General features: G+C 69.4%; 25 protein-coding genes. 15 read left to right on the top strand and 10 right to left on the bottom strand.

Going from position 1 to position 25,115, the window contains the following annotated elements; all coding sequences use genetic code 11:
* The first annotated feature begins 59 nt into the window (after nucleotides 1-59).
* Nucleotides 60-1,631, top strand: coding sequence for an alkyl hydroperoxide reductase subunit F (ahpF, locus tag K0O62_RS04030; RefSeq protein ID WP_073859664.1), 1,572 nt, complete (start codon nucleotides 60-62; stop codon nucleotides 1,629-1,631).
* 28 nt (nucleotides 1,632-1,659) lie between these two features.
* The gene (locus K0O62_RS04025; RefSeq protein ID WP_073859665.1) at nucleotides 1,660-2,631 is read left to right on the top strand and encodes a hydrogen peroxide-inducible genes activator; all 972 of its coding nucleotides are present in this window, start codon (nucleotides 1,660-1,662) and stop codon (nucleotides 2,629-2,631) included.
* Between the two features lie 9 nt (nucleotides 2,632-2,640).
* Here K0O62_RS04025 and K0O62_RS04020 read toward each other — a convergent pair whose 3' ends face one another.
* The 3 genes from K0O62_RS04020 to K0O62_RS04010 are packed head-to-tail and all read right to left on the bottom strand — an operon-like array spanning nucleotide 2,641 to nucleotide 5,173.
* Nucleotides 2,641-3,615, bottom strand: a complete 975-nt coding sequence (locus K0O62_RS04020; RefSeq protein ID WP_073859666.1) for an ABC transporter substrate-binding protein — start codon at nucleotides 3,613-3,615, stop codon at nucleotides 2,641-2,643.
* An 8-nt stretch (nucleotides 3,616-3,623) separates the two neighbouring features.
* Nucleotides 3,624-4,337, bottom strand: coding sequence for an ABC transporter ATP-binding protein (locus K0O62_RS04015; RefSeq protein WP_073859673.1), 714 nt, complete (start codon nucleotides 4,335-4,337; stop codon nucleotides 3,624-3,626).
* Nucleotides 4,334-5,173, bottom strand: a complete 840-nt coding sequence (locus K0O62_RS04010; protein WP_073859667.1) for an ABC transporter permease — start codon at nucleotides 5,171-5,173, stop codon at nucleotides 4,334-4,336. Before K0O62_RS04010 ends, K0O62_RS04015 begins: the two co-directional genes overlap by 4 nt.
* Nucleotides 5,174-5,314: 141 nt before the next feature.
* On the opposite strand from K0O62_RS04010, the gene K0O62_RS04005 reads away from it, so the two are divergent.
* The gene (locus K0O62_RS04005) at nucleotides 5,315-7,027 is read left to right on the top strand and encodes a DEAD/DEAH box helicase (protein WP_073859668.1); all 1,713 of its coding nucleotides are present in this window, start codon (nucleotides 5,315-5,317) and stop codon (nucleotides 7,025-7,027) included.
* Here K0O62_RS04005 and K0O62_RS04000 read toward each other — a convergent pair.
* From K0O62_RS04000 to K0O62_RS03990, 3 genes are read right to left on the bottom strand one after another with little or no spacing between them, the layout of a single operon-like run.
* Entirely contained in the window at nucleotides 7,024-7,839 is an 816-nt protein-coding gene (locus tag K0O62_RS04000; RefSeq protein ID WP_073859669.1) for an HAD-IIA family hydrolase, read from the bottom strand. The genes K0O62_RS04005 and K0O62_RS04000 overlap by 4 nt on opposite strands.
* A 9-nt stretch (nucleotides 7,840-7,848) precedes the next feature.
* Nucleotides 7,849-9,240 carry a PH domain-containing protein gene (locus K0O62_RS03995; protein WP_097934148.1) on the bottom strand — a complete coding sequence of 464 codons (1,392 nt, stop codon included), beginning with the start codon at nucleotides 9,238-9,240 and terminating at the stop codon, nucleotides 7,849-7,851.
* Nucleotides 9,237-9,731 (bottom strand): PH domain-containing protein, encoded by a 495-nt coding sequence (locus tag K0O62_RS03990; RefSeq protein WP_073859615.1) that lies wholly within the window; start codon nucleotides 9,729-9,731, stop codon nucleotides 9,237-9,239. Before K0O62_RS03990 ends, K0O62_RS03995 begins: the two co-directional genes overlap by 4 nt.
* Nucleotides 9,732-9,769: 38 nt before the next feature.
* Here K0O62_RS03990 and K0O62_RS03985 point away from each other — a divergent pair, with 38 nt between their 5' ends.
* Genes K0O62_RS03985 through K0O62_RS03965 form a run of 5 tightly spaced genes read left to right on the top strand, consistent with a single transcriptional unit; the run spans nucleotide 9,770 to nucleotide 15,651 of the window.
* Nucleotides 9,770-10,690, top strand: a complete 921-nt coding sequence (locus K0O62_RS03985) for an SDR family NAD(P)-dependent oxidoreductase (protein ID WP_073859616.1) — start codon at nucleotides 9,770-9,772, stop codon at nucleotides 10,688-10,690.
* A 3-nt stretch (nucleotides 10,691-10,693) separates the two neighbouring features.
* A complete protein-coding gene (gene moeA, locus K0O62_RS03980; RefSeq protein WP_073859617.1) occupies nucleotides 10,694-11,917 on the top strand; it encodes a molybdopterin molybdotransferase MoeA in 1,224 nt (407 codons plus the stop codon).
* 20 nt (nucleotides 11,918-11,937) lie between these two features.
* Nucleotides 11,938-12,660, top strand: a complete 723-nt coding sequence (locus tag K0O62_RS03975) for a phosphatidylserine decarboxylase (protein ID WP_073859618.1) — start codon at nucleotides 11,938-11,940, stop codon at nucleotides 12,658-12,660.
* Complete coding sequence (locus K0O62_RS03970) at nucleotides 12,647-13,504, top strand: CDP-alcohol phosphatidyltransferase family protein (RefSeq protein WP_073859619.1); 858 nt, start codon at nucleotides 12,647-12,649, stop codon at nucleotides 13,502-13,504. Before K0O62_RS03975 ends, K0O62_RS03970 begins: the two co-directional genes overlap by 14 nt.
* Nucleotides 13,501-15,651: an AAA family ATPase gene (locus tag K0O62_RS03965; protein ID WP_073859620.1), complete on the top strand. Its 2,151-nt coding sequence runs from the start codon at nucleotides 13,501-13,503 to the stop codon at nucleotides 15,649-15,651. Before K0O62_RS03970 ends, K0O62_RS03965 begins: the two co-directional genes overlap by 4 nt.
* On the opposite strand, the gene K0O62_RS03960 is transcribed toward K0O62_RS03965, so the two are convergent.
* Complete coding sequence (locus K0O62_RS03960) at nucleotides 15,625-16,056, bottom strand: SRPBCC family protein (protein WP_073859646.1); 432 nt, start codon at nucleotides 16,054-16,056, stop codon at nucleotides 15,625-15,627. The genes K0O62_RS03965 and K0O62_RS03960 overlap by 27 nt on opposite strands.
* A gap of 93 nt (nucleotides 16,057-16,149) precedes the next feature.
* On the opposite strand from K0O62_RS03960, the gene K0O62_RS03955 reads away from it, so the two are divergent.
* From K0O62_RS03955 to mnhG, 7 genes are read left to right on the top strand one after another with little or no spacing between them, the layout of a single operon-like run.
* On the top strand, nucleotides 16,150-16,572 hold the full coding sequence (locus K0O62_RS03955) for a DUF1707 domain-containing protein (protein WP_073859621.1): 423 nt from the start codon (nucleotides 16,150-16,152) through the stop codon (nucleotides 16,570-16,572).
* Between the two features lie 53 nt (nucleotides 16,573-16,625).
* A complete protein-coding gene (locus tag K0O62_RS03950; RefSeq protein WP_073859622.1) occupies nucleotides 16,626-19,490 on the top strand; it encodes a Na+/H+ antiporter subunit A in 2,865 nt (954 codons plus the stop codon).
* Complete coding sequence (locus tag K0O62_RS03945) at nucleotides 19,487-19,951, top strand: Na(+)/H(+) antiporter subunit C (RefSeq protein ID WP_073859623.1); 465 nt, start codon at nucleotides 19,487-19,489, stop codon at nucleotides 19,949-19,951. The genes K0O62_RS03950 and K0O62_RS03945 overlap by 4 nt, the downstream gene beginning before the upstream one ends.
* Nucleotides 19,951-21,543, top strand: coding sequence for a Na+/H+ antiporter subunit D (locus tag K0O62_RS03940; RefSeq protein ID WP_073859624.1), 1,593 nt, complete (start codon nucleotides 19,951-19,953; stop codon nucleotides 21,541-21,543). Before K0O62_RS03945 ends, K0O62_RS03940 begins: the two co-directional genes overlap by 1 nt.
* Entirely contained in the window at nucleotides 21,540-22,073 is a 534-nt protein-coding gene (locus K0O62_RS03935; protein WP_073859625.1) for a Na+/H+ antiporter subunit E, read from the top strand. The genes K0O62_RS03940 and K0O62_RS03935 overlap by 4 nt, the downstream gene beginning before the upstream one ends.
* Nucleotides 22,073-22,354: a monovalent cation/H+ antiporter complex subunit F gene (locus K0O62_RS03930; protein WP_073859626.1), complete on the top strand. Its 282-nt coding sequence runs from the start codon at nucleotides 22,073-22,075 to the stop codon at nucleotides 22,352-22,354. The genes K0O62_RS03935 and K0O62_RS03930 overlap by 1 nt, the downstream gene beginning before the upstream one ends.
* The gene (gene mnhG / locus K0O62_RS03925; protein WP_073859627.1) at nucleotides 22,351-22,692 is read left to right on the top strand and encodes a monovalent cation/H(+) antiporter subunit G; all 342 of its coding nucleotides are present in this window, start codon (nucleotides 22,351-22,353) and stop codon (nucleotides 22,690-22,692) included. The genes K0O62_RS03930 and mnhG overlap by 4 nt, the downstream gene beginning before the upstream one ends.
* On the opposite strand, the gene K0O62_RS03920 is transcribed toward mnhG, so the two are convergent.
* The 3 genes from K0O62_RS03920 to sodC are packed head-to-tail and all read right to left on the bottom strand — an operon-like array spanning nucleotide 22,693 to nucleotide 25,110.
* Complete coding sequence (locus K0O62_RS03920; RefSeq protein ID WP_073859628.1) at nucleotides 22,693-23,322, bottom strand: LON peptidase substrate-binding domain-containing protein; 630 nt, start codon at nucleotides 23,320-23,322, stop codon at nucleotides 22,693-22,695.
* Nucleotides 23,322-24,455: a glutamate--cysteine ligase gene (locus tag K0O62_RS03915; protein WP_073859629.1), complete on the bottom strand. Its 1,134-nt coding sequence runs from the start codon at nucleotides 24,453-24,455 to the stop codon at nucleotides 23,322-23,324. Before K0O62_RS03915 ends, K0O62_RS03920 begins: the two co-directional genes overlap by 1 nt.
* Nucleotides 24,436-25,110, bottom strand: a complete 675-nt coding sequence (gene sodC, locus K0O62_RS03910; protein WP_073859630.1) for a superoxide dismutase[Cu-Zn] — start codon at nucleotides 25,108-25,110, stop codon at nucleotides 24,436-24,438. The genes K0O62_RS03915 and sodC overlap by 20 nt, the downstream gene beginning before the upstream one ends.
* Between the last annotated feature and the right edge of the window lie 5 nt (nucleotides 25,111-25,115).

Below are 25,115 nucleotides of genomic sequence, written 5' to 3'. Positions count from 1 at the left end.
AGCCTGGTGGGGTCCGGCTGAGGCCGGACCCCGCCACCACCCCCCGGAGACCCACCACCATGCTCGACGCCTCGACCACCGCTCAGTTGAAGACCTATCTGGAGAAGGTCACCATGCCGATCGAGCTGGTGGCCTCCCTGGACGACGGCCCCAAGTCGGTCGAGCTGGCCGCGCTCCTCACCGAGACCGCGGCGCTGTCCGACAAGGTGTCCTACCGTCGCGCCGACGACGACCCGCGTCGGCCGTCGTTCCGCATCGAGCGCGTCGGCACCGACGTCGGTGTCCAGTTCGCCGGCATCCCGATGGGCCACGAGTTCAGCTCGTACGTCCTGGCCCTGCTGCAGGTGGGCGGCCATCCGGTCAAGGTCTCCGATGAGCTGGCCGAGACCATCAAGTCGCTGAACGGCGACCTGAAGTTCGAGACCTACATCTCGCTGTCCTGCCAGAACTGCCCGGACGTCGTCCAGGCGCTCAACGCGATGAGCGTGCTCAACCCGCGGATCACCGTCAGCACCATCGACGGCGCGCTGTTCCAGGACGAGGTCGAGCAGCGCAAGGTGCTCGCGGTGCCCACCGTCTTCCTCAACGGTGAGCTGTTCGACTCCGGCCGCATGAGCATGGAGCAGATCGTCGGCAAGCTCGACACCGGCGCCGCCGCCCGCGACGCGGAGAAGATGAACGGCAAGGACCCGTTCGACGTGCTGGTCATCGGCGGCGGGCCCGGCGGGGCCACCGCCGCCATCTACGCGGCGCGCAAGGGTCTGCGTACCGGCCTGGCCGCCGAGCGGTTCGGCGGGCAGGTGCTCGACACCATGGCGATCGAGAACTTCATCTCGGTGCCGCATACCGAGGGCCCCAAGCTGGCGGCCGCCCTCGAGCAGCACGTCCGCGAGTACGACGTCGACATCATGCCGACGCAGGAGGCGACCGAACTGGTGCCCGCCACCGAGGTCGGCGGCCTGACCGAGGTGAAGTTCCGCAACGGCTCCTCGCTGACATCGCGCACCGTGGTGCTCGCGACCGGCGCCCGCTGGCGGAACATGAACGTCCCCGGCGAGCAGGAGTACCGCAACAAGGGCGTGACCTTCTGCCCGCACTGCGACGGCCCGCTGTTCAAGGGCAAGCGCGTCGCCGTCATCGGCGGCGGCAACTCCGGTGTGGAGGCGGCAATCGACCTGGCCGGCGTGGTCGGCCACGTCACGCTGCTGGAGTTCGACGACCACCTGCGCGCCGACGCGGTTCTGCAGCGCAAGCTGCACAGCCTGCCCAACGTCGACGTCATCGTCAGCGCCGCGACCACCGAGGTGGTCGGCGACGGCGCCAAGGTGACCGGACTGCGCTACCGCGACCGCGACACCGACGAGTTGCACGAGCTCGGTCTCGAAGGCGTCTTCGTCCAGATCGGCCTGCTGCCCAACACCGAGTGGCTCAAGGGGGCGGTCGAGCTGACCGGACGCGGCGAGATCATCGTGAACGCCGGCGGCGCCACCTCGGCGTCGGGCGTGTTCGCGGCCGGTGACTGCACGACGACACCGTTCAAGCAGATCGTCATCTCGCTGGGCGCCGGCGCCACCGCATCGCTGAGCGCCTTCGACCACCTCATCCGCACGTCCGCCCCAACTGCGGGTTGACGAGCGCCCACCGGCGCTAGCATCGGGCATGGCCAGCACCCCCTCGGTCGCGCAACTGCGCGCCTTCGTCGCGGTCAGCCGATTGCAGCACTTCGGGGCGGCCGCGGCCCAGCTGGGGATCTCCCAGCCGACGCTGAGCCAGCTGCTGTCGAAGCTCGAGACCAACCTCGACCTCCAGCTCATCGAGCGCAGCTCCCGCCGGGTCGAGGTCACCCCCGCGGGCCGGCGCCTGCTGCCGCACGCCGAGGCCGCGGTCGAAGCCGTCCACGCCATCGTCGACGCCGCGGAACCGACGGGGTGGTTGTTCGAGGCGCTGCGCCTCGGCATCATCCCGACGATCGCCCCGTACCTGCTGCCGACGCTGCTGGGCGCACTGCGGGACGAGACACCCGATCTCAAGCTGTTCGTGCGTGAGGACCAGACCCATCGCCTCCTCGACGCCCTGCGGCGCGACGAGATCGATGTCGCCCTGCTGGCCCTTCCGATCAGCGAGCCGGGCCTGGTCGCCCAGCCGGTCTACGAGGAGGACTTCGTGCTGGCGGTCAGCGCAGACTCCGAGCTCGCCGGCACCACCGGCGCACCGGTCGAGGCGCTGCGCCGGCAGCCCCTGCTCCTGCTGGACGAGGGACACTGCCTGCGCGACCAGGCGCTGGAGGTCTGTGCGCTGGCCAACGTCCTCGACACCGGCCACGACGCCGCACGGACCAGCTCACTGCCCACCGTCGTACAGCTGGTGGCAGCCGGGATGGGCGCCACCCTGCTGCCTGCCACCGCGGTACCCGTCGAGACGCGCGGCGCGTCGCTGGGGATCGCGACCTTCGCCGATCCCGTTCCGGGCCGCCGCATCGGCCTCGTCTGGCGCGCTGCCAACTCGCGCGCCGAGCGCTTCATCGACTTTGCCCAGATCATCCGCCGCGCCGTGGTCGACCGCGAGCTGCCGGCCCGATCGGTGGTGGGCATGGTCCCGGTGGCACTGGCACCGGCCCTCGGGGGCGAGTGAACCCCCCGGTCAACTGCCCTCACCCTGAAAGCGGTCGTCGACGAAGTCCGCGAAATCCACTGCACCGGGGAACTCCTTGGCCTCGGTGAACGCGTCGGCGATCTCCTGCTCGGAGGCGATGATGTCGGCGCTCAGCGGGACCGGGTGCTTGATCGAGCGGGTCCACGTCGTCCGCGACGCCTCGGGGCTGATCTCGGTGAGTTCGGCGTACCTGGCCGACCAGGCATCCAGGTTGTCCGCCGACCACGCGGTCGCCACCGCGTAGCGGTCCAGGAAATCGGCGATGGCCTCGGTGATGCCCGGATCGTCGAGCCCATCCCCGGAGGCGACCCAGAAGTTGTAGCCGTTGCCGGCGGTGTCGGCGGCGGCGATGATCCGCGCACCCACCTCCTGCTCGGCGATCGCGGTGTAGGGATCCCACACCGCCCAGGCGGCGACCTCGCCGCGGGTCAGCGCCGCGTAGCCGTCCCCCGGCGACACGTAGACGGGCTCGATGTCCGACAGTCCCAGACCGGCGTTCTTCAGGTGCAGCAGCAGGTTGGCGTTGGCCGAACTGCCCTTGGTCACCGCGACCTTCTTGCCCCGCAGCTCCGCCACGGCACCCACCGGGGAGTCCTTGGCGACCAGGATGGCGTCGCCCTTACCGGTGGCCTCCAACGCCCCGACCACCTTGATGTGGGCGCCGGCCGCGGCCCCGAACACGGCCGGGGTGTTGCCCACCTGGGCGAGGTGGATTCCACCCGCACTGGCCGCTTCCACCAGCGGGGGCCCGGCGGTGAAGGTGGAGAACTCCACCTTGTAGGGCGCATCGTCGAGCTGGCCCGATGCCTTCATCAGCACCTCGATGGAGATCGCCCGCTGGTCACCGACCTTCAGGGTCACCGGCCCGGACGCCTCCGGCGCGGCGTCGCCACCGCCACCGCAGGCCGACAGCACCAGCGAGGCGACGGCCACCAGGGCGAGACTGCGCGATTTCATCTTCATGGGCGTCCTCATGGTTGGGGTTGACGGTCGGTCACGCCGAGCAGTTCCAGCAGCCGGGTGGTGTAGACGGCCGCGTCCGGTGAGGCGTGGCCGCGCGGGCGGGGCAGGTCGATGTCCACCCGGTGCGCGATGCGGCCGTCCTCGAGCACCAGCACCCGATCGGCGAGGACGACCGCCTCGGCGACGTCATGGGTGACCAGCAGGACACCGAATCCGTGCTCGACGAACAGCCGCAACAACAGGTCGTGCATGGACAGCCGGGTCAGTGCGTCGAGCGCGCCGAAGGGCTCGTCCAGCAGCAGCAGTGTCGGCTCGGCCACCAGCGCCCGGGCCAGTGCGGCGCGCTGGGCCTCGCCGCCGGACAGGGTCAACGGCCAGGCGTCGAGCCGGTGCTGAAGGCCCACCTCGCCGAGCACCCGGCGGGCGCCGGCGGTGGCCGATCGTTTCCGGCGCTGCGGATCCCCGAGTTCCACGTTGCGGGTGACCGTCAGCCACGGGATCAGCCGCGGTTCCTGGAACACCACGGTCGGTGTGCCGTCCACCGTCACCTCGCCGGTGTGGTCGTCGGACAGTCCGGCGAGTACCCGCAGCAGCGTGGACTTCCCGGATCCGCTGCGCCCCACCAGGGCCACGATCTCACCGCGCCGCACGGTCAGGTCGATGCCGTCGAGGACCACCCGCCCGTCGAACCGCTTGACGAGGTCGCGTACGTCCGCGCTCATCGGGTCACCGGCCCGGGCCGCCAGCGCAGCGCCCACCGCTCCAGCCAGCGCACCATCGCGTCGGTCACCAGACCGAGCAGTCCGTAGACCAGCAGACCGAAGATCACGATGTCGGTCCGCAGGAACTCGCGGGCATTGTTGACGATGTAGCCCAGGCCGGCATTGGCGTTGATCTGTTCGGCCACGATGAGCGACAGCCAGGCGATGCCCAGGCTCTGCCGCATGCCGACCAGGATCTGCGGCAGCGCGCCCGGGATGATCAGGTGGCGCATCCGCTCACCACGGCTGAGCCCGAGCACCTCACCGAGTTCCACCAATTTGGGATCCAGCTGGCGGATGGCCGCGAAGGTGTTCAGATACAGCGGGAACACCACCCCCAGCGCGATCAGGTAGACCTTCGGCTCCTCGCCGATACCGAACCAGATGATGAACAGCGGGATGAGCCCGAACAGCGGGATGGTGCGCAGCATCTGCAGCGGCGGGTCGACGGTGTACTCGCCCACCCTGCTCAGGCCCGCCAGGATGCCGAAGCCGATCCCGATGACGGCGCCGAACGCGAAGCCGATGAGCGCTCGCTGCCCGGACACCAGCAGGGCGTCGGCGAGCGCCCCGGACCGGTAGACGCCCAGCCCCGCCTCGAAGACGACCGTCGGCCCCGGCAGCACCTTCTCCGACAGCAGCCCGGTCTGGCTGGCCAGTTGCCAGCCGACGAGCAGGACGACGGGGGCGATGGAACGCAGGAAGCCCGGCCGGCGGTACCACGGCCGCGACCGACGGGCGGCCGGAGCGGCAGTGTCCGCGGCAGCACGCAGCGGCACGCTCACCTCGGTGACCATCTCTGTGATGTTGCGCCGGACCGCCCGCGGGGTCGAGGGTTTCGATCTGCGTGACGCGAAAGGACGCGCGGTCTCTCCTGGCGATATGCGATCCCGGAACCCCTTGCCTTAGACTGCCCTTCGACCAGATAGGAGTTCCGGGTGCGGGCATACACAGCGCCCAGCGCCCAGAATTTGCGGAGCTGGCAGCGTCGAGCGTTGGTCAAATACCTCGCCGCCAAACCCAAAGACTTCCTGGCCGTGGCGACCCCGGGCGCCGGCAAGACCACCTTCGCGCTGCGCATCGCCAGTGAGTTGCTGGCCGACGGCACCGTGCAGCAGGTCGTGGTGGTGGTGCCCACCGAGCACCTCAAGATCCAGTGGGCCCAGGCGGCCACCCGGTTCCACATGGCGCTGGACCCCAAGTTCAGCAACTCGGCCGGGCACACCTCCGGCGATTACCACGGCATCGTCGTCACCTACGCCCAGGTGGCCAGCCACCCGACCCGGCACCGGGTCCGCACCGAGAACCACAAGACGCTGGTCATCTTCGACGAGATCCACCACGGCGGTGACGCCAAGTCGTGGGGTGACGCGATCCGCGAGGCCTACAGCGACGCCACCCGGCGCCTCTGCCTGACCGGTACCCCGTTCCGCAGTGACGACAGCCCCATCCCGTTCGTCACCTATGAGACCGACGCCGCGGGCTACCAGCGCTCCAAGGCGGATCACGTCTACGGCTACTCCGACGCACTGGCCGACGGCGTGGTGCGTCCCGTCGTGTTCATGGCCTACTCGGGCGAGGCCCGGTGGCGTGACAGCGCCGGTGAGGAACACGCGGCGCGGCTCGGCGAGCCGCTCACCGCCGAGCAGACCGCCCGGGCCTGGCGTACCGCCCTGAACCCCGAAGGCCAGTGGATGCCCGCGGTCATCGCGGCCGCGCACAAGCGGTTGATGCAGAAGCGCGCGCATGTGCCCGACGCCGGCGGCATGATCATCGCCTCCGACCAGACGACCGCCCGCGCGTACGCCAAGCTGCTGACCACACTCACCGGCGAGGCCCCGACCGTGGTGCTCTCCGATGATCCGACCGCGTCCAACCGCATCTCGGAGTTCTCCGAGTCCTCGACGCCGTGGCTGGTCGCGGTGCGCATGGTCTCCGAGGGCGTCGACGTGCCCCGGCTGGCCGTCGGCGTGTACGCCACCAGCGCGTCGACGCCGCTGTTCTTCGCCCAGGCGATCGGCCGCTTCGTGCGTAGCCGTCGCCCCGGTGAGACGGCCAGCGTCTTCCTGCCGTCGGTGCCCAACCTGCTGCAGCTGGCCAGTGAGCTGGAAGCGCAGCGCAATCACGTGCTGGGCAAGCCGCACCGCGAATCCGACGGACTCGATGACGAGCTGATCGCCGACGCGAACAAGACCAAGGACGAAAAGACCGACCAGGACCGCGGTTTCGAGTCTCTCGGCGCCGACGCCGAACTCGATCAGGTGATCTTCGACGGATCCTCCTTCGGCACCGCGGCCGCGGCGGGCAGCGAGGAGGAGGCCGACTATCTCGGCATCCCCGGTCTGCTGGACGCCAGCCAGATGCGCGATCTGCTGAGCCGACGCCAGGACGAGCAGCTGCAGAAGCGCACCGCCGCGGCAGCCGCCGGCGGGCCGCCGGCGCCGCGGACCACGCACGGCCAGTTGCAGGAACTCCGCCGCGAGCTGAACACTCTGGTGTCGATCGCGCACCATCGCACCGGTAAGACGCACGGGCAGATCCACAACGAGCTGCGTCAGATCTGTGGTGGCCCGCCGTTGGCTGCGGCCACCGGCGAGCAGATCAAGGCCCGCATCGACGCGGTGCGCAGCCTGAGCTCGTCGCAGCGCTAGAGGCCCAGCAGCTCCGGCAGATCGGCCACCGAATCGATGACGTGGTTGGGCTGCATCGCGAATTCGTCTGCGGCCCAACGGTCCAACGTGGCCTGACGGAACTTGCCGGTGCGCACCAGCACACCCGTCATGCCGACCACCTGGCCGGCCAGCACATCGTTGTTGAGGTCGTCGCCGACGATGTACATCTCGTCGGCGTTCACCCCGATCAGGTTGGCCGCCGACAGGAAGCCCTCGGGTGCGGGCTTGCCGACCGCGGTGGCCTTGCGCCCGGAGGTCTCCTCCATGCCGATCAGGTACATGCCGGTGTCCACCCGCAGACCGTCGCGGGTGGTCCACGCGGTGCTGCGATGCATGGCCACCACCGGGACCCCCTGCGCCATCCAGTCGTACACCCAGGACAGGGTCAGGTGGTTGTATTCGGGTCCGGCGCCGCCGAGCAGCACCACATCAGGGGTCTCCGGGGCGGCCGGCCCGGAGAAGTCCTGTGAGTAGACGATGTCCACACCCGCCATGTCCTCGGCGATCTGCCCGCTGTTGACCAGGAAACACCGCGCCCCCGGATACCGGTCGCGCACATAGTCGGCGGTCAGCGCGGCCGCGGTGACCACCTCCTCGGGACTGACCGTCATGCCCGCCTTGGTCAGCAGATCGGCGATCTGGGTCCTTGTCCGGGTGGTGGTATTGGTCAGGTAGGACCGGGCAATCTGGTTGTCCGCCAGGATTTGCAGTGTCCGGGCGGCGCCCTCGATCGGCTGCCACGAGGTCACCAGGACCCCATCGATATCGAAGAGCACTCCACCGATTGCCATGCAGCGAGACTATGCGCACCACCGACTGTCGGCGACCCACGGTGACGCTGTCGCCGCCACCGTCCATGCCAACTCGGCCTGCACGTCGATCAGCACGTACCGTTTGGTGCCCGCCGCGGTGGCCGCCACCACGGTCGCCACGCCCGCCCGGCGCTGAAAGAAGGTCTGCCGCACCGTCCACCCGATGATGCCCGCGGTCTGCACGCAATCCCGGCGTCGTTCGACGCTGCCGGCCCTCGTCACCAGCCACTGCGCATCCACCCGGTGCCCCAGGGCCCGCACCCGGTCGACCGCCAGGCCCACCGACCCGACCAGCAGCACACCCCACACCACCCAGGCCCAGCCCGGCACCCCGACCACCGCCGCCACGACGGCGGCGGCGACCGGCAGCGCCAGCGCCCGGACCCATCGCCGCCGCACGGCCGCGGGCCCGTGCGCCACCAGCGCGCCGGTGACCACCTCCCGGTCCCCCACCAGATCCGCCAGCACGCCCCGCGCCGTACCGGCCGGGCACGGCGGAAGCAACAACGACGACTCCCCCACCCCCGCCACCCCGGTCATCACGGCATCCAGACGCGCCCCGCCCATGGCCCGCACCAGCAGTGGCTCCCGCAGGCTGCCGCCGCGCAGCCGGTCCAGATCGAAGGTGCGTTCCCGCACCCGCAGCAGCCCGTGCACCAGGTTGAGCGTGTCGGGTCGCCGGGTCAACACCAGGTTCCCGTAGGTCAGCAGGGACTGCCCGACCGCGATCAGCACCGCGGCCGTCGCCACGATGGCCAACACGACCGCCGGGCTGAGCCGGCCCGCCAACCATCGGCTCAGTGCGTCACCGAACCCGGCCTGATACGCCACCCCCAGCACCGCGCCGATGCTCACCAGCCCCGACCAGCTCAGCGGGCTGTACCGCAGCCAGGACGGTTTCCACGAGGCCAGCACCTGCCCCGTCGGGGCGGCCTGCGCGTCCTCGCCCAACAGCAGCCCCCGCAGCACCGCCACCTGACCGGCCTCCACGGCGTCCAGCTCGAAGGCGTTGTCGCCCTTGGCCTGCCCGGTGCTGACCCGCAGCACGGTCAGCCCCAGCAACCGGTGCAGCACCCGCGCCTCGGTCTGCACCGAACGGATCCGGTTGCGCGGCACCGAGAGTTCGTTGCGTTGCAGCAGACCGGTGCGCAGCACGACATCCTGATCGTCGATCCGGTAGCTCGTGGTGAACCACCGGGTCAGACCCAGCACCACGATGAGCCCCACCCCGACCAACGACCACACCGGATTCTGGGTGGCCGACCCGACCACGATCGCCCCGATCAGCAACGGAAGCTGGTTGAGCACCTCATGGACCGGGTGCACCAACAACATGCGAGGTGAAAGACGCTGCCACTGAGCACTTTCCGGTGCCGTCATGTCGCATCGTGGCCGCCGAGCGCGGCGATGTCGGTCAGCTGGGCCACCACCCGATCGGCCACCGGCGCATCGAGGGCCACGATGCGCACCGCGCCGGCCGAGGACGCCGTCGTCACCGTCACGTTGGACAACCCGAACAACCGGTCCAGCGGTCCGCGGTAGGTGTCGACGGTCTGCACCCGCGAGATCGGCGCGATGCGACGCTCCTGCACCAGCCATCCGCTGCGGGTGAACACCGCCTGCGGGCTGATCTCCCAGCGGTGCACCCGGTACCGCCAGATCGGCACCACCACCACCGACACCAGTACACCCAGCACGGTGGCGGCGCCCACGGCGGCATGCAGCCAGGGCATCCGGGGGTCCAGCACGAACCAGATCAGCTGCGCGAACACCGCCGCCAGCCACGGAATCGCCGCGCCCAGCGCCCATACCAGCGGCGCGCTGCGACTCGGCGGATAGGCGGGTTCGGCCATCTGTACGGGTGCACCCATTACTCGAGCATGGCCGTCGAGCACCGTATGTTCTAGACATGACCCAGAAATGGACCGAATCACATGTCCCCGACCAGTCCGGGCGCGTCGCGATCGTCACGGGTTCCAACACCGGCCTCGGCTACGAGACGGCCCGGGTGCTCGCGGCCCGCGGCGCGCAGGTGGTCATCGCGGTCCGCGACACCGCCAAGGGTGAGCAGGCCGCAGCCAAGATCCGCGCCGCCACGCCGAAGGCCGACCTCGAGGTGGTCTCCCTCGACCTGGGCTCGCTGCAGTCGGTGCGCGCCGCGGCCGAACAGCTCAAGTCCGAGCACCCGCGCATCGATCTGCTGATCAACAACGCCGGGGTGATGTACCCGCCGAAGCAGACCACCGCCGACGGATTCGAGTTGCAGTTCGGCACCAACCACCTCGGCCACTTCGCGCTGACCGGTCTGCTGTTGGAAAACATTCTGCCCGTGGAGAATTCACGTGTGGTGACGGTCGCGAGCATCGCGCACCGCAATCAGGCCGCGATTCATTTCGACGACCTGCAGTGGGAGCGCAGCTACAACCGGGTCGCCGCGTACGGGCAGTCCAAGCTGGCCAACCTCATGTTCGCCTACGAACTGGACCGTCGGCTCAAGGGCAAGAACACCCTCTCGGTGGCGGCGCACCCGGGTGTCTCGAACACCGAACTGATGCGGCACACCCCCGGGACGAATCTGCCCGGGTACGCCACCCTGGCGAATCTGGTCACCAATTCACCGCTGGTGGGCGCGCTGGCCACACTGCGCGCCGCCACCGACCCGGCGGTGCGCGGCGGGCAGTACTACGGCCCCGCCATCCCGGTCCGCGCGTACGGCGTGGTCGGGTATCCGCATCTGGTGCCCTCGAGCAGCCAGTCCCACGATGTCGCCATCCAGCAGCGGCTGTGGGCGGTATCCGAGGAACTCACCGACGTGCACTTCCCCGTCTGACAGATGCGTTCAGTCCAGGAGCATCAGGACGTCATCGCCGGTCTGATCCAGCCCCGGCCCGCCGTCACACTGGCACCGGCCGACGCGCTGGGGCTGGTCCTGGCCGCCGATGTGGTGGCCGGCGTGGCACTGCCCGGATTCGACAACTCGGCGATGGACGGGTTCGCGGTGCTGGCCGCCGACATCGCCGGAGCGAGCGAGGACGCCCCCGTCACGTTGCCGGTCGCCGACGACATCCCGGCCGGCCGCACCGACACCCAACCGCTGGAACCCGGTACCGCCCAACGGATCATGACCGGGGCCCCGCTGCCCCCGGGCGCCACCACCGTGGTTCCGGTGGAAGCCACCAACTCCGATTTCGGAGCGGATTTCTCCAGCCAGCCGCAGGTGCAGATCCGCGTCGCCACCCGCGAGGGTCAACACATCCGCCGCGCCGGTGAGGACGTCGCCGCGGGCACCACGGTGCTGCGGGCCGGCCAGCGGCTCACCCCGGCCGCGCTGGGCCTGGTGGCCGCGCTGGGTCTGGCCGAGGTCACCGTGCTGCCGCGGCCCCGGGTGCTGGTGATGTCGACCGGATCCGAACTGGTCGGTCCGGGCACCCCGCTGCAGCCGGGCCAGATCTACGAATCCAATGCGGTGATGCTGGCCGCGGCGGTCCGCGCGGCCGGCGCCGAGGCCGTCACCGGGCCGATGGTCAGCGACGACCCGGAGCTGTTCCGGGCCGCGCTGACCGAGCACGCCGGTGACGTCGACCTGATCGTCACCACCGGCGGCGTCAGTGCCGGTGCCTACGAGGTGGTCAAGGACGCACTCGGCGAAGAGGTGGAGTTCGTCAAGGTCGCCATGCAGCCCGGTATGCCGCAGGGTTCCGGCCGGGTCGACGGCGTGCCCATCGTGACGCTGCCCGGCAACCCGGTCAGCGCGCTGGTCTCCTTCGAGGTGTTCCTGCGCCCGCCGCTGCGCACCGCCATGGGCCTGCCCGCCGAGCGCCCCCGCATCACCGCGACCCTGGGCGAGGATCTGACGTCGCCGGCCGGCAAGCGCCAGTTCCGCCGCGGTGTGCTCGGCCACGAGAAGGGGCAGGCCGTGGTCACCAGTTACGGCCCGCCCGCCTCACACCACCTGCGCTGGTTGGCGTCCGCGAACTGCCTGCTGGACATTCCGCTCGGTGTCGATCACGTGGCCGCCGGGTCACAGGTCGACGTGTGGGATCTCAGCTCGGACTGACACGTAGAATCGGGACCCAAATGGCCAGACCTGCGCGTTCACCCGATGACGACAGCTCTGAAGCGCAACGCTTCATCGAACTCGTCCGTTCCACCGTCCCTCCGGTCCATCAGGCCGGCCTGCCGTTCATCGCCGGCGGGCTGGGCCTGGCAGCCGCCGGCAAGAACCGGCGTTGGCTGCGCAACACCGGCCTGGGCGCGGCGGTATTCTGTGCACTGTTCTTCCGTCATCCACCACGGGTCGCGCCGCGGAGGCCGGGGGCGATCGTGGCCCCCGCCGACGGGCTGGTGACGCTGATCGACACCGCCGTCCCGCCGGCCGAGTTGGGTCTCGGCGATGCCCCGATGCAGCGGATCAGCATCTTCCTGTCGATCTTCGACGCCCATGTGCAGCGGGCCCCGGTGGCCGGTCAGGTGATGGGCGTGGTGCACCGTCCGGGCAAGTTCCTGTCCGCCGACAAGGACACCGCCAGCGAGGACAACGAACGCAACAGCCTGTGGATCCGCACACCCGAGGGCGTCGACGTCGTCGCGGTGCAGATCGCCGGCCTGATCGCCCGGCGCATCGTGTGCAGCGCGCAGGCCGGCGACAAGCTGGAACTGGGCGAGACCTACGGGCTGATCCGGTTCGGCTCGCGGCTGGACACCTATTTCCCGACCGACGCCCACGTGCTGGTGGAGAGCGGGCAGCGCGCGATAGGCGGCGAGACGATCCTGGCCGAGCTACGTGATGCCGACCGCTGACAGGCAGCGTCCGGCGGCGATGCGGATCCTGCCGAGCGCGACGACCGTGCTGGCGATCTGCTGTGGTCTGACCTCCATCAAGTTCGCCCTCGACGGCCGGCCGCACATCGCCCTGGCGCTCATCGGCGCTGCGGCAGTCCTCGACGGCATCGACGGTGGCATCGCCCGGGCGCTGGATGCGCAGTCGCGCATGGGCGCCGAGATCGATTCACTCGCCGATGCGGTGAACTTCGGCGTGGCCCCGGCGCTGGTGGTGTACGTGACGCTGCTGCCGTCCTCCCCGGTCGGCTGGATCTTCGCACTGCTCTACGCGGTCTGCATCGTGCTGCGCTTGGCGCGGTTCAATGCCCTGCTCGACGACGACACCAAACCGGCCTACACCCGGCAGTACTTCACCGGGATGCCCGCGCCGTGCGGCGCGATCGGCGTCATCGGGCCGCTGGCGGCGATGCTGCAGTTCGGTGACGGATGGTGGACGTCGCAGTGGTTCATCTGCTTCTGGTTCGCGGCCAACGCCGCGCTGCTGGTCAGTCGGGTTCCGACGCTGGCGCTCAAGTCGGTGTCGATGCCTCCCAATGCGGCGCCGATCCTGCTCATCGCGATTGCCGCGGCTGCCGCCGCGCTGCTGCTGTTCCCGTATGTGCTGGTGTTGCTCTTCATCGCCGGCTACGTCTGCATCATCCCGTTCACCGTGCGCAGTCAGCGCTGGGTGGCCGCACGCCCGGAGGCCTGGGATGCCAAGCCCAGGGAGCGGCGGGCCCAGCGCCGTGAGATCCGCCGGGCACAGCCCTACCGCCGGTCGATGTCGCGGCTGGGGTTACGTAAACCGCCAGGGCGGCAATGACCGAACTCCGGCTGACCGCCCGACTCAACACCTCCGCCCTGGACAGTCGGCGCGGTGTGGTGCGCCTGCATCCGGAGGCCATCGCGGCACTGGGCATCCGGGAATGGGATGCGGTGTCACTGCTCGGTTCGCGCAGCACGGCCGCGGTGGTGGGGGTGGCCCCCGGCGGCACCCCTGCCGGGGTGGCGCTGCTCGACGATGTGACGTTGTCCAACGCCGGGCTGCGGGAGGACAGCCCCGTGGTGGTGGCCCCGGTGACGGTGTTCGGCGCCCGTTCGGTGACCTTGACCGGCTCCCGGCTGGCCACCCGGTCGGTGTCACCGGCCACGCTGCGGATGGCCCTGCTGGGCAAGGTGATGACCGTCGGGGACACCGTGTCGCTGCTCCCCCGCGATCTGGGGCCTGGCACGTCGACCTCGGCGGCGACCACAGCGCTGACCACCTCGGTGGGCATCACCTGGACCTCGGAACTGCTGACGGTCACCGCTGTCGACCCCGCCGGCACCGTGAGCGTGCAACCCAATTCGAATGTCTGCTGGGGTGACGTCGTGTCCAGCGCCGCGGCACCGGCCGCAGCGAGCCCGGCGCCGGGGACCGCGGCGATCCCGCTCGACGACCTCAAGGGCGCGCACGTGCAGGCCGGCAAGCTTGCCGAGTGGCTCAAACTGGCCCTCGACGAACCGGAGCTGCTGGAAAGTCTGGGCGCCACGGCACATCTCGGTGTCCTGGTGTCGGGTCCCGCCGGTGTCGGGAAGGCCACCCTGGTCCGCGCAGTGGGCGCACAGCGCCGACTGATCGAACTGGACGGCCCCGAGATCGGCGCGCTGGCCGAGGAGGACCGGCTTTCCGCCGTGGCCTCGGCGGTCGCCGCGGTGAGCTCCGGCGGTGTCCTGCTCATCACCGATATCGACGCACTGCTGCCGGGGACCCCGCAACCGGTGGCCACCCTGATCCTCGCCGAACTGCGAAACGCGGTCGCCACCAAGGGTGTCGTCTTCATCGCCACCTCGGCTGTGCCCGACAACGTCGACGCACGGCTACGGGCCCCGGAGTTGTGCGATCGCGAACTGGGCCTGAGCCTGCCCGACGGCGCCACCCGCAAGGCACTGCTGGAGGTCCTGCTCCGCGATGTGCCGGCCCGGGAGCTGAGGCTCGACGAGATCGGGGAACGCACACCGGGTTTCGTCGTCGCCGATCTGGCCGCCCTGGTCCGCGAGGCCGCGTTGCGGGCCGCGGCGCGCGCCAGCACCAGCGGTGAGGCGCCCGCGCTGAGTCAGGACGACCTCGTCGGCGCGCTCTCGGTCATCCGTCCGCTCTCCCGGTCGGCCACCGAAGAGGTGGCGGTCGGGTCGGTCACCCTCGAAGACGTCGGCGACATGGTCGAGACCAAGCAGGCGCTGACCGAGGCGGTGCTCTGGCCGCTGCAGCATCCGGACACCTTCGCCCGGCTCGGTGTGCAACCGCCGCGCGGTGTGTTGCTCTACGGGCCACCCGGCTGCGGTAAGACCTTCGTGGTGCGGGCGCTGGCCAGTTCGGGCCGCCTGTCCGTGCACGCCGTCAAGGGTGCGGAACTGATGGACAAGTGGGTCGGCTCCTCGGAGAAGGCGGTGCGCGAATTGTTCCGCCGCGCCCGGGATTCGGCGCCGTCCCTGGTTTTCCTCGACGAGATCGACGCACTGGCACCGCGGCGCGGGCAGAGCCACGATTCCGGGGTGACAGACCGGGTGGTGGCCGCGCTGCTGACCGAATTGGACGGCATCGACCCGCTGCGTGATGTGGTCGTCCTGGGCGCCACCAACCGCCCCGACCTGATCGATCCGGCGCTGCTGCGCCCCGGCCGGCTGGAGAAGCTGGTATTCGTCGAACCGCCCGACGCCGCGGCCCGGCGCGAGATCCTGCGCACCTCAGGCAAATCCATCCCGCTCAGCGATGACGTCGACCTGGATGGGCTGGCCGACGATCTGGACGGGTACAGCGCCGCGGACTGCGTGGCCCTGCTGCGTGAGGCCGCGTTGACGGCGATGCGACGCTCCATCGACGCGGCCGATGTCACCGCCGAGGACGTGGCCAAGGCGCGCGAGAACGTGCGCCCGTCACTGGACCCGGGACAGGTCGAATCGCTACGCGCCTTCGCTGAGGGCCGCTAACCGCTCGATCGAGGCCGCCAGCTTGTCCGCGGTGGTCGCCCTCGCGCGCACCAGCCGCTTCTCCTCGGTCAGCTGCGTCCAGTCGTAGGTGTGGGTCACCTTGGACCTGCCGGGTCCAGCGGGTTCGATCTCCCACCGCCACAGATGCCCCGGGGGCTGCTTGCCCTCTTCGGAGGGCAGCCACGCGATGCGGCGCCCCTCCTCGAATTCGACGATGTGGTTCTCCCGGTAGTCACCGGTGTAGATCAGCGTCCGGAAGACATCCCCGACGGCGTGCATGCGTTGCCCGCCGGCGGCCTCGGTGAGGTTGTCGTTGCCGTCCCACCGCGGCTGCTGCGCGGGATCGGCGATCAGTTCGAAGATGACCTCGGGGGCCGCGGCGATCTCGCGGCTGGCGCTCACAATCCGGTCCACCCCCGCAGGATATCCATCTTGACGGTGGCAAGTTCGAGGGCCATAGTGGAACTAGCCAATGACTAGATTTCCGGGGAGGCTCTCATGGACGTCATCCGCGCAGGAGACCGTGAGCGCGAACGCACCGCGGGAACCCTCGGCCAGGCGCTGGCCCAGGGCTACCTACCGATGGACGAGTACGAGGACCGCCTCGGCCGCGCCTTTGCTGCACACGACACCGCCGAATTGCGCGATCTGGTCGCCGACCTGCCGATCGGCACACTGCGCCGCAACGATCCCCGCCGCCGGGCCGAGCAGATCAGGGCCGCCCGCCTGAGTGTGTGGATCCACCTCGGCGCCTACCTCGCCGGCGTCCTGCTGATGATCGGCATCTGGCTGGCCGTCGGACTCGGCGGCGGCGGATGGTACTTCTGGCCGGTATGGCCGATCATGGGCTGGGGGATCGGCGTATTTTCTCATGCCATTCCCATCATGGCTGGGGTCGGGTCGCAAAATCGGTGCAGGTAGACTGCCTTTAGCCCTAGTGGCTGACACCCCGACCCCAATCCGATCGGAGTGCCATGCTCACCGTTCTCGTAGCGCACGCGGTCGCCACCGCGGTCGCACCCCTTCTGGTCGCCAGATGGGGTCGTTTGGCGTTCTATCCCCTCGCACTGGTGCCACTCGGATCGCTGATCTGGGTGGGCGCGAACTGGCCCACCGATGGGCACGTGCCGACCGTCCACATCCCGTGGGTGCCGGAACTCGCCATGGACATCACGCTGCGGTTCGATTCGCTGGCAGCGATCATGAGCGTGCTGGTACTGGCCATCGGCGCCCTCGTCCTCTTCTATTGCGCCGAGTACTTCCACCACCATGAGGGCCGGATCGAGAAGCGACTGCCCAGCTTCGCTGCCGAACTCGTCGCCTTCTCCGGCGCGATGTTCGGCCTGGTGATCAGCGACAACATGCTGCTGCTCTACATCTTCTGGGAAACGACGACCGTGCTGTCGTTCCTGCTGGTCGGGCACTACGCCGAGCGCGCCACCAGCCGCCGGGCAGCCACCCAGGCGTTGCTGGTCACCACCTTCGGCGGCCTGGCCATGCTGGTCGGCATCATCATCCTGGGCAACCTGGCGGGCACCTACCTGCTCTCCGAACTCATCGCCGCCCCGCCGACCGGCCTGGCCGCCACCATCGGCATCGCGCTGATCCTCGTCGGCGCCCTGTCCAAATCGGCGATCGTGCCGCTGCACTTCTGGCTGCCGGGCGCGATGGCCGCCCCGACCCCGGTCAGCGCCTACCTGCACGCCGCCGCCATGGTGAAGGCCGGTGTGTACCTGGTGGCCCGGATGACGCCCGGGTTCGCCGACACCCCGCTCTGGCGCCCCATGGTGATCGGTCTCGGTCTGCTCACCATGCTGCTGGCCGGCTGGCGCGCGGTCCGCGAGTACGACCTCAAGCTGATCCTGGCCTTCGGCACGGTCAGCCAGCTCGGCCTGATCACCATCATGGTCGGCGCCGGCGGGCCGGACATGATGCTGGCCGGGCTGGCCATGCTCTGTGCGCACGCCATGTTCAAGGCCGCGTTGTTCATGGTGGTCGGGGTGATCGACCACGCCACCGGCACCCGTGACATCCGGAAACTGGCCGGGCTCGGCAAGGCCCATCGGCCGTTGCTCATCATCGCCCTCGGTGCGGCGGCCAGCATGGCGGCCCTGCCCCCGTTCTTCGGGTTCGTCGCCAAGGAAGCCGATCTGGAGACCGTGCTGCACAGCGCCTCGCTCGGCCCCGCGGCGCCCTTCGTGCTGGCCGGCATCGTGGTCGGCTCGGTGTTCACCACCGTCTACAGCCTGCGCTTCCTGTGGGGCGCCTTCTCGGCCAAGGGGCAGACCGAACCCAGCGTCCGGGTGCAGCAGATGCACCGCCCGCCGGTGAACTTCCTGCTGCCGCCGGCCGTCCTGGCCGCCGCCGGACTCGTGTTCGGCCTGTACCCGGCGGCGCTGGATTCCGCGCTGGGCGGTTACGCCAAGACCGTCCCCGGCCCGGCCGACTACCACCTCGCGCTGTGGCACGGATTCGGAACGCCCCTGATGCTGTCGATCCTGATCGTGGCGGCCGGCGCCCTGCTGTTCTTCGGCCGTCACCGGCTGCCGCGTGGGAAGTCCGGCTTCACCCCGCTGGGCAACGCGGACCGGATCTACGACGAGGTGATGCGCGGCCTGGACGTGTTGGCGGTCCGCACGACGGCCCAGACCCAGCGCGGATCGCTACCGGCGACCCAGTCGGTCATCCTGTGCACCCTCGTCCTGTTGCCGGTGGGCGCTCTGGTGTTCGGCGCCCGTGACCGCCCGGAACTCGCGCTCTGGGACTCCCCGCTGCAGGTGGTCGTCGGCCTGGTGATCCTGGCGGCCGCGGTGGGCTCCACGGTGATGCGCAACCGATTGGCCGCGGTGCTGCTCGTCGGCGTCACCGGCTATGGCTGCGGCGCCATCTTCGCCTTCCACGGCGCCCCCGACCTGGCCCTGACCCAGTTCCTGGTGGAGACGCTGCTGCTGGTGATCTTCGTGTTGGTGCTGCGTACCCTGCCGGCCGAGGCCGACCGGTCCAACATCAGCCGCAGCCGGCTCCCCCGGGCCGCGCTGTCCCTGGCGGTCGGCGCTGCCGTCACCGGACTGGCGGTGTTCGCGATGGCCGCCCGCGACAGCAGGCCGATCGCCGAGTTGCTGCCCGACGCCGCCTACTACCGCGGGCACGGCGCCAACGCCGTCAACGTCCTGCTGGTCGACATCCGGGCCTGGGACACCATGGGCGAGATCTCGGTGTTGGTCGTCGCCGCCACCGGTGTGGCCTCGATGGTGTTCCGCAACAGACGTTTCGGCGCCGCGCCCCGAGTGTCACAGGCGCTGCCCGCCAACGTCGGCCAACCCGACATCGGCCCGGTCGGCGCGTACTCCCCCGCGGCCGGGGATGTCACCTGGTTGCGCGGCAGCGAACTGCGTGACCCGCGGCACCGCTCGCTGGTGCTCGAGGTGGCCACCCGCATCATCTTCCCGCTGATCATGGTGCTCTCTGCATACCTGTTCTTCGCCGGGCACAACACCCCCGGCGGCGGTTTCGCCGGCGGGCTCGTCGCGGGACTCGCCCTGGTGCTGCGGTATCTGGCCGGCGGCCGCTACGAACTCGGCGAGACGCTGCCGCTGGACGCCGGCAAGATTCTCGGGGCCGGGCTCTGCCTGTCCGCGGGAACCGCGTTGACCTCCCTGCTGCTCGGTGCGCCGGTGCTGTCCTCGGCGGTGCTGTACATCGACATTCCGGTGCTCGGCGACATCAAGCTGGTGACCGCCCTGTTCTTCGACCTCGGTGTGTATCTGATCGTGGTCGGCCTTGTGCTCGACATCCTGCGCAGCCTGGGTGCCCGCGTCGATGTGGAGATGGCTCGATGACCGCTTACCTTGTCCCTCTCATCCTGATCGGTGGCCTCACCAGCACCGGGGTCTACCTGTTGCTGGAACGCACCCTGACCCGGATGTTGTTGGGCCTGCTCCTCATCGGCAATGCCGTCAACCTGTTGATCCTCAATGTCGGTGGCCCGTCCGGTAACCCGCCGATCTACGGTCGCACCAGCAACGGCTCGACCACCGATGCCGACCCGTTGGCCCAGGGCATGATCCTGACCGCCATCGTGATCAGCATGGGCATCGCCGCCTTCGTGCTGGCGCTGGCCTACCGGTCCTACCAGCTGACCACCGTGGAAGAAGTCAGCAACGACCCCGAGGACACCAGGGTGGCCGAGCGCGTGGACGAGGAGGACGTCGACCGCGACATTCCCGATGTGGTGCCCGCACGCGATACCGATGCGCCCGACGAACTCGACGCACTGCCGGGTGCGGAGGGATCGCGCTGATGAGTCTTGCGACGGTACTGACGCCCCTACCTGTCCTCATCCCGACCATCTCGGCGGCCATCACCATGGTCGCCGGCCGCAGTCCGCGTCTACAGCAACTGATCTCGCTGACATCGCTGATAGCGGTGGTGGCGGTGTGTTCGGTGTTGCTGTACCTGGTGGACCGCGACGGCACGGTGGCCGTGCAGGTCGGCGGCTGGGGCCAGAGCGAACCCGGGATGGGACCGCTGGGCATCACGCTGGTGGCCGACCGGTTGTCGGTGCTGATGCTGGTGGTGTCCTCGATCGTGCTGCTGGCGGTGGTGTTCTACGCCATCGGGCAGGGCATCAGCGACGGCGACGAACGTCAACCGGTGTCGATCTTCCAGCCCACCTATCTGATCCTGTCCGCCGGTGTGTGCACCGCGTTCCTGGCCGGTGATCTGTTCAACCTGTTCGTCGGCTTCGAGGTGCTGCTGGCCGCCAGCTTCGTGTTGTTGACCATCGGCGGCAGCGCCGAACGGGTCCGCGCCGGTATCGCCTACGTGATGGTGTCGATGGTGTCGTCGCTGATCTTCCTGATCGGCATCGCCCTGGTGTACGCCACCACCGGCACCCTGAACATGGCCGAGGTGGCCCTGCGCCTCGACGATGTCCCCGACGGCACCCGCACCGCACTGTTCGCGGTGCTACTGGTCGCCTTCGGCATCAAGGCCGCGGTGTTCCCGCTGTCCACCTGGCTGCCCGACTCCTACCCCACCGCGCCGGCCCCGGTCACCGCGGTGTTCGCCGGCCTGCTGACCAAGGTCGGTGTGTACGCGATCATCCGGGCGCACTCGCTGCTGTTCCCCGGCGGCGCGCTGGACAACGTGCTCATGGTGGCCGCGCTGCTGACGATGGTGATCGGCATCCTGGGCGCCATCGCCCAGAACGACATCAAGCGGTTGCTGTCCTTCACCCTGGTCAGCCACATCGGCTACATGGTCTTCGGTATTGCGCTGGGCAACCACCTCGGAATGTCCGGTGCCGTCTACTACGTGGCCCACCACATCGTCGTGCAGACCACCCTGTTCCTGGTGGTCGGTCTGATCGAACGCCAGGCCGGGGCCTCGACACTGCAACGGCTCGGCGGGCTCGCCGCGGCCAGTCCGCTGCTGGCATTCACGTTCGTCATCCCGGCCCTGAATCTGGGTGGCATACCGCCGTTCTCGGGCTTCATCGGCAAGGTCGCCCTGGTCGAGGCGGGCGCCCAGGACGGTTCGGCGCTGGCCTGGATCCTGGTGGCCGGCAGCGTCGTCACCAGCCTGCTCACCCTGTACGCGGTGACCCGGGTGTGGACCAAGGCGTTCTGGCGGGCCCGTGCCGACGCCCCCGAGGGCGATCTGTCCAACACCGTGCCCGCGGCGTTGATCGACGACGATGACGACATCGCCTTCGCCGACCGCGACGATGTCGGCCGGATGCCGGTCGGCATGCTGCTACCCACCGGCGCGCTGATCGCGGTGGGCCTGGCGCTCACCGTGTTCGCCGGACCGATCTATGCCTACAGTGAGCGCACGGCCGAGGACATACTCGACCGCGACCAGTACATCTCGGCGGTGTTGCAACCATGAGGAAATTCGCCCTAAGCATCTGGACACTGTGCTTCCTCACCCTGGTGTGGGTTCTGTTGTGGGGCACGTTCTCTGCCGCCAACGTGGTCGGCGGTCTGGTGGTCGCGCTGGTGATCACCCTGTTGCTGCCGTTGCCCCCGGTGCCGGTGGAGGGCAAGCTCCGGCCGCTGGCGTTCCTGCGGCTGATTCTGTACTTCGCGATGAAACTGGTGGTGTCGTCCTTCCAGGTGGCCTGGCTGGCGATCCGGCCCGGTCCGCCGCCGGCCACCGCGGTGCTGCGCGCACACGTGGCCGTCAAGTCCGATCTGGTGCTGGCACTGGCCGTCGGGGTGATCACGCTGATCCCGGGTTCGGTGGTGCTGGAGATCGACCAGAAACGACGGCTCATCTACGTGCACGTGCTCGACGTCGGCTCCGAGAAGAACGTGGAAGCCTTCTACCGCCAGGTCAAGACGGTGGAGCGGCTGATGGTCGCGGCGTTCGAGCGCGACGCCGACTGGCGTCCGTCGGCCGAGAAGGAGGACGTCTGATGCATCTGGTGTGGATCGCCGCGGCGGTGATGCTGTCAGCTGCCGCCGCCATCACCGTCTACCGACTGCTGGCGGGCCCGAGCACCCTGGACCGGCTGGTGGCCCTGGATGCCTTTGTGGCCGTGTCGATGTGCGGGGTCGGGACATGGGCGGCGTTCAGCCTGGACAGCACCGTGACCTACAGCCTGACCGCGCTGGCGTTGATCAGCTTCGTGGGCTCGGTGAGTGTGGCCCGTTTCCGTGTGCCGGACCGGGACCTCGCCGATCGGAGGATCCGATGACCGTTGTCGACATCATCACCGCGGTCCTCGTGCTGGGCGGGTCGGCGCTCGCGCTGACCGCGGCCATCGGGGTGGTGCGGTTCCCGGACACGTTGACCCGCATGCACGCGGCCAGCAAGCCCCAGGTGTTGGGTCTGCTGTTGGTGCTCGCGGGCGCGGCGACGCGGCTGCGCGGACATCCCGACGTGGGCATGATCATCCTGGCCGGCTTCTTCACCCTCATCACCGCACCGGTGGTCGCCAATCGCGTCGGCCAGCTGGCCTACCGGGAACAGAACGTCGGCGAGAGCGTGGTGTCCGACGAGTTGGCGCACAACACGTTCCCCGACCCCGAGTAGTCACCCGAGCTGGAACTCCACCATCGCCGCGACCGTCTCGACGGCCTCCCGCAACGCCTCCAGCCGGGCGCACGCGCTGGGCGCGGCGAGCACCGCATAGCGGTCGGCCTGACCGATCGGGAGCCGGGCGGCCAAGGCGTACAGCCGATCTCCGGGCTGCTGGCCGGGTTCGGGCCCACCGAGCAGTTCCTCGCGCGGCGGCAGGGTGGCGTCACGGGCCTGCGCGATCCGCTCGAACAGGGCCATCACCGTGTCCTCCACACCCGCGATGTCCGCACCGGCCACCGTCGGACCGTGCTCATCTGGCCACGGCACGGTCTGTGCCCGCGGATACGGCGCGTCCTCCAGCCATTCGGTCACCCTGATGCGCTCACCGAGGATGCAGCGCAACCGATACCGTCCGCCACCCAGATCGGCGTGTTCGACGATGCGCGCCAGCACCCCGACATCACTGCGGACGTCGCCGCCGCCGACCTCGCGGCCGGCCTCGATCATCACCACCCCGAATTCCGGCTCGCCGGCCAGACATTGCGAGATCATCTCCGTGTAGCGCGGTTCGAAGATGCGCAACGGCAGTTCCTCGCCGGGCAGCATCGCCACTTCGAGCGGGAACATCGGGGTCGCCGCCATCAGAGCACCAGTTCCCCGATCAGCGCGTCGACGACGGCACGCAGATCACCGTCGTTCTCCTCGGCGACGCGTCGCTGCCGCTGATATGACCCGCCGTACCGGTAGATGTCGGACACCCGGGCCAGTTCGTCGGCGCATCCCAACGAGGCCGCCACCGGCTGCAGCCGGGTCAGCAGGTCGTCGAGGTCCTCGGTGACCGGGCGCTCGTTGCTGTCCGCGTCCAGGATGATCTCCGCGTCCAGCCCGTATCGCGCTGCGCGCCACTTGTTCTCCTGCACATGCCAGGGCGGCATGGTGGGCAGCTGCTCGCCGGCATCCAGCCGGCGATCGAGGTCCACGATCAGGCAGTGCGTGAGCGCCACCAGCGCACCGAGTTCGGCGATGTTGGACACCCCGTCGAAGACCCGCACCTCGATCGTCCCGAGATGCGGCGACGGCCTGATGTCCCATCGGATCTCGTTCATGTGATCGATGATCCCGGTCTTCTTCTGGTCGTGGACGAACCGTTCGAAATGCGACCACTTCTGGAAATGGAAGGGCAGACCGGCGGTCGGCAGCTGCTGGAACATCATCGCCCGGTTGCTCGCGTAGCCGGTGTCCTCACCGTCCCAATAGGGTGAGGACGCCGACAGCGCCAGCAGGTGCGGGTAGTGGTTGAGCAGCGAGGTGATGATGGGCATCACCTTGTGCGCCGACGAGATCCCGACGTGCACATGCACACCCCAGATCAGCATCTGCCTGCCCCACCACTGGGTGCGCTTGATCAGTTCGGCATAGCGCGCACCCTCGGTGAGCTGCTGCATCTCCCACTCGGCGAACGGATGGGTGCCCGCGCAGAACAGTTCCATCCCGCGTTCCCGGGCGATCCGGCGCACCGGGACCAGGGTGTCGTGCAGATCGGTCATCGCCTCCGGGACCGTTTCACAGATCCCGGTGACGATCTCGACCGTGTTGCGCAGCAATTCCTTGTGCACGTGCGGGGTTTCGCCGATCTCGGCGATCACCGCCGCGGCCTCGTTGCTCAGGTCCCGGGTGCCGGAATCGACGAGCGCGAACTCCCACTCGACACCGACGGTCGGCCGGGGCGACCCGGCGAAGTCGATTCGTGCGCGGCTACTCCGCGGCGAAGACACCGCAGGCCACCCGGCCGCCGGCGTCACCGGTGGCCAGCGTCTGCTGGTCCGGACCGGGGGTGCCATTGACCTGCTGGTACTTCTCAGCCGGAATGTTGCCGAAGTTGTCGGCCTTCTCGTGGATCACGATCGCGGTCTTGCTGCCCGCGAGCAGGTCCTCGGCGGTGAACGCATCCGTCGTGGTGACCAGCTTGGCCGAACCGTCGCTGCGGACCTGCAGCGAGCTCAGGTCTCCGCTGGAGGGGTGCCCGGTGTGCCCCTCGGCCTGGAAGTGGCCACCGGCGCTGGTGAAGTCGCCTTCGCAGGTGCCGACCTGGTGGATGTGCAGGCCGTGGAAGCCGGGGGTGAGTTCACCGGCGGTGGTCGTCTCGACCGTCACCGTCGCGAAGTCACCGGTGAAGTCGATGGTGGCGGTGGCCACCTCGGTGCCGTCCACCAATGCCAGGTTCGCCGTCAGGGTCTCACCGGAGGCCGCGGCACCGTGGCCGCTGCCGTGACCGGCTCCAGCGGTCGGCGTCGGCGAGGGCGATCCGGTCCACACCGGCGGGGTGGTTCCGGGCTCTGTTGCGACCGGCTCGTTGGGTGCACACGCGCTGGCGATCGGCACGATGAGTGCAGCGGCGGCGAGAAGGCGAATCGAGGCTGAGATCGGCATGCCCG

Origin of the sequence: Mycolicibacterium diernhoferi, assembly GCF_019456655.1 — a bacterium.
GTDB classification, from domain to species: domain Bacteria; phylum Actinomycetota; class Actinomycetes; order Mycobacteriales; family Mycobacteriaceae; genus Mycobacterium; species Mycobacterium diernhoferi.
The sequence above is the reverse complement of the archived record's forward strand: the minus strand, read 5'-3'. Positions and strand labels throughout refer to the sequence as shown.

Coding starts and splice junctions, on each gene's coding strand:
- moeA (WP_073859617.1), top strand. CDS start 10,694: ATGCGTTCAGTCCAGGAGCATCAGGACGTCATCGCCGGTCTGATCCAG.
- K0O62_RS04010 (WP_073859667.1), bottom strand. CDS start 5,173: ATGGTCACCGAGGTGAGCGTGCCGCTGCGTGCTGCCGCGGACACTGCC.
- K0O62_RS03970 (WP_073859619.1), top strand. CDS start 12,647: ATGCCGACCGCTGACAGGCAGCGTCCGGCGGCGATGCGGATCCTGCCG.
- K0O62_RS03930 (WP_073859626.1), top strand. CDS start 22,073: ATGCATCTGGTGTGGATCGCCGCGGCGGTGATGCTGTCAGCTGCCGCC.
- K0O62_RS03940 (WP_073859624.1), top strand. CDS start 19,951: ATGAGTCTTGCGACGGTACTGACGCCCCTACCTGTCCTCATCCCGACC.
- K0O62_RS03955 (WP_073859621.1), top strand. CDS start 16,150: ATGGACGTCATCCGCGCAGGAGACCGTGAGCGCGAACGCACCGCGGGA.
- K0O62_RS04025 (WP_073859665.1), top strand. CDS start 1,660: ATGGCCAGCACCCCCTCGGTCGCGCAACTGCGCGCCTTCGTCGCGGTC.
- K0O62_RS03995 (WP_097934148.1), bottom strand. CDS start 9,240: ATGACGGCACCGGAAAGTGCTCAGTGGCAGCGTCTTTCACCTCGCATG.
- K0O62_RS03975 (WP_073859618.1), top strand. CDS start 11,938: ATGGCCAGACCTGCGCGTTCACCCGATGACGACAGCTCTGAAGCGCAA.
- K0O62_RS04020 (WP_073859666.1), bottom strand. CDS start 3,615: ATGAAGATGAAATCGCGCAGTCTCGCCCTGGTGGCCGTCGCCTCGCTG.
- K0O62_RS03950 (WP_073859622.1), top strand. CDS start 16,626: ATGCTCACCGTTCTCGTAGCGCACGCGGTCGCCACCGCGGTCGCACCC.
- K0O62_RS04015 (WP_073859673.1), bottom strand. CDS start 4,337: ATGAGCGCGGACGTACGCGACCTCGTCAAGCGGTTCGACGGGCGGGTG.
- mnhG (WP_073859627.1), top strand. CDS start 22,351: ATGACCGTTGTCGACATCATCACCGCGGTCCTCGTGCTGGGCGGGTCG.
- K0O62_RS03945 (WP_073859623.1), top strand. CDS start 19,487: ATGACCGCTTACCTTGTCCCTCTCATCCTGATCGGTGGCCTCACCAGC.
- ahpF (WP_073859664.1), top strand. CDS start 60: ATGCTCGACGCCTCGACCACCGCTCAGTTGAAGACCTATCTGGAGAAG.
- K0O62_RS03990 (WP_073859615.1), bottom strand. CDS start 9,731: ATGGGTGCACCCGTACAGATGGCCGAACCCGCCTATCCGCCGAGTCGC.
- K0O62_RS03985 (WP_073859616.1), top strand. CDS start 9,770: ATGACCCAGAAATGGACCGAATCACATGTCCCCGACCAGTCCGGGCGC.
- sodC (WP_073859630.1), bottom strand. CDS start 25,110: ATGCCGATCTCAGCCTCGATTCGCCTTCTCGCCGCCGCTGCACTCATC.
- K0O62_RS03965 (WP_073859620.1), top strand. CDS start 13,501: ATGACCGAACTCCGGCTGACCGCCCGACTCAACACCTCCGCCCTGGAC.
- K0O62_RS03935 (WP_073859625.1), top strand. CDS start 21,540: ATGAGGAAATTCGCCCTAAGCATCTGGACACTGTGCTTCCTCACCCTG.
- K0O62_RS03920 (WP_073859628.1), bottom strand. CDS start 23,322: ATGGCGGCGACCCCGATGTTCCCGCTCGAAGTGGCGATGCTGCCCGGC.
- K0O62_RS04000 (WP_073859669.1), bottom strand. CDS start 7,839: ATGGCAATCGGTGGAGTGCTCTTCGATATCGATGGGGTCCTGGTGACC.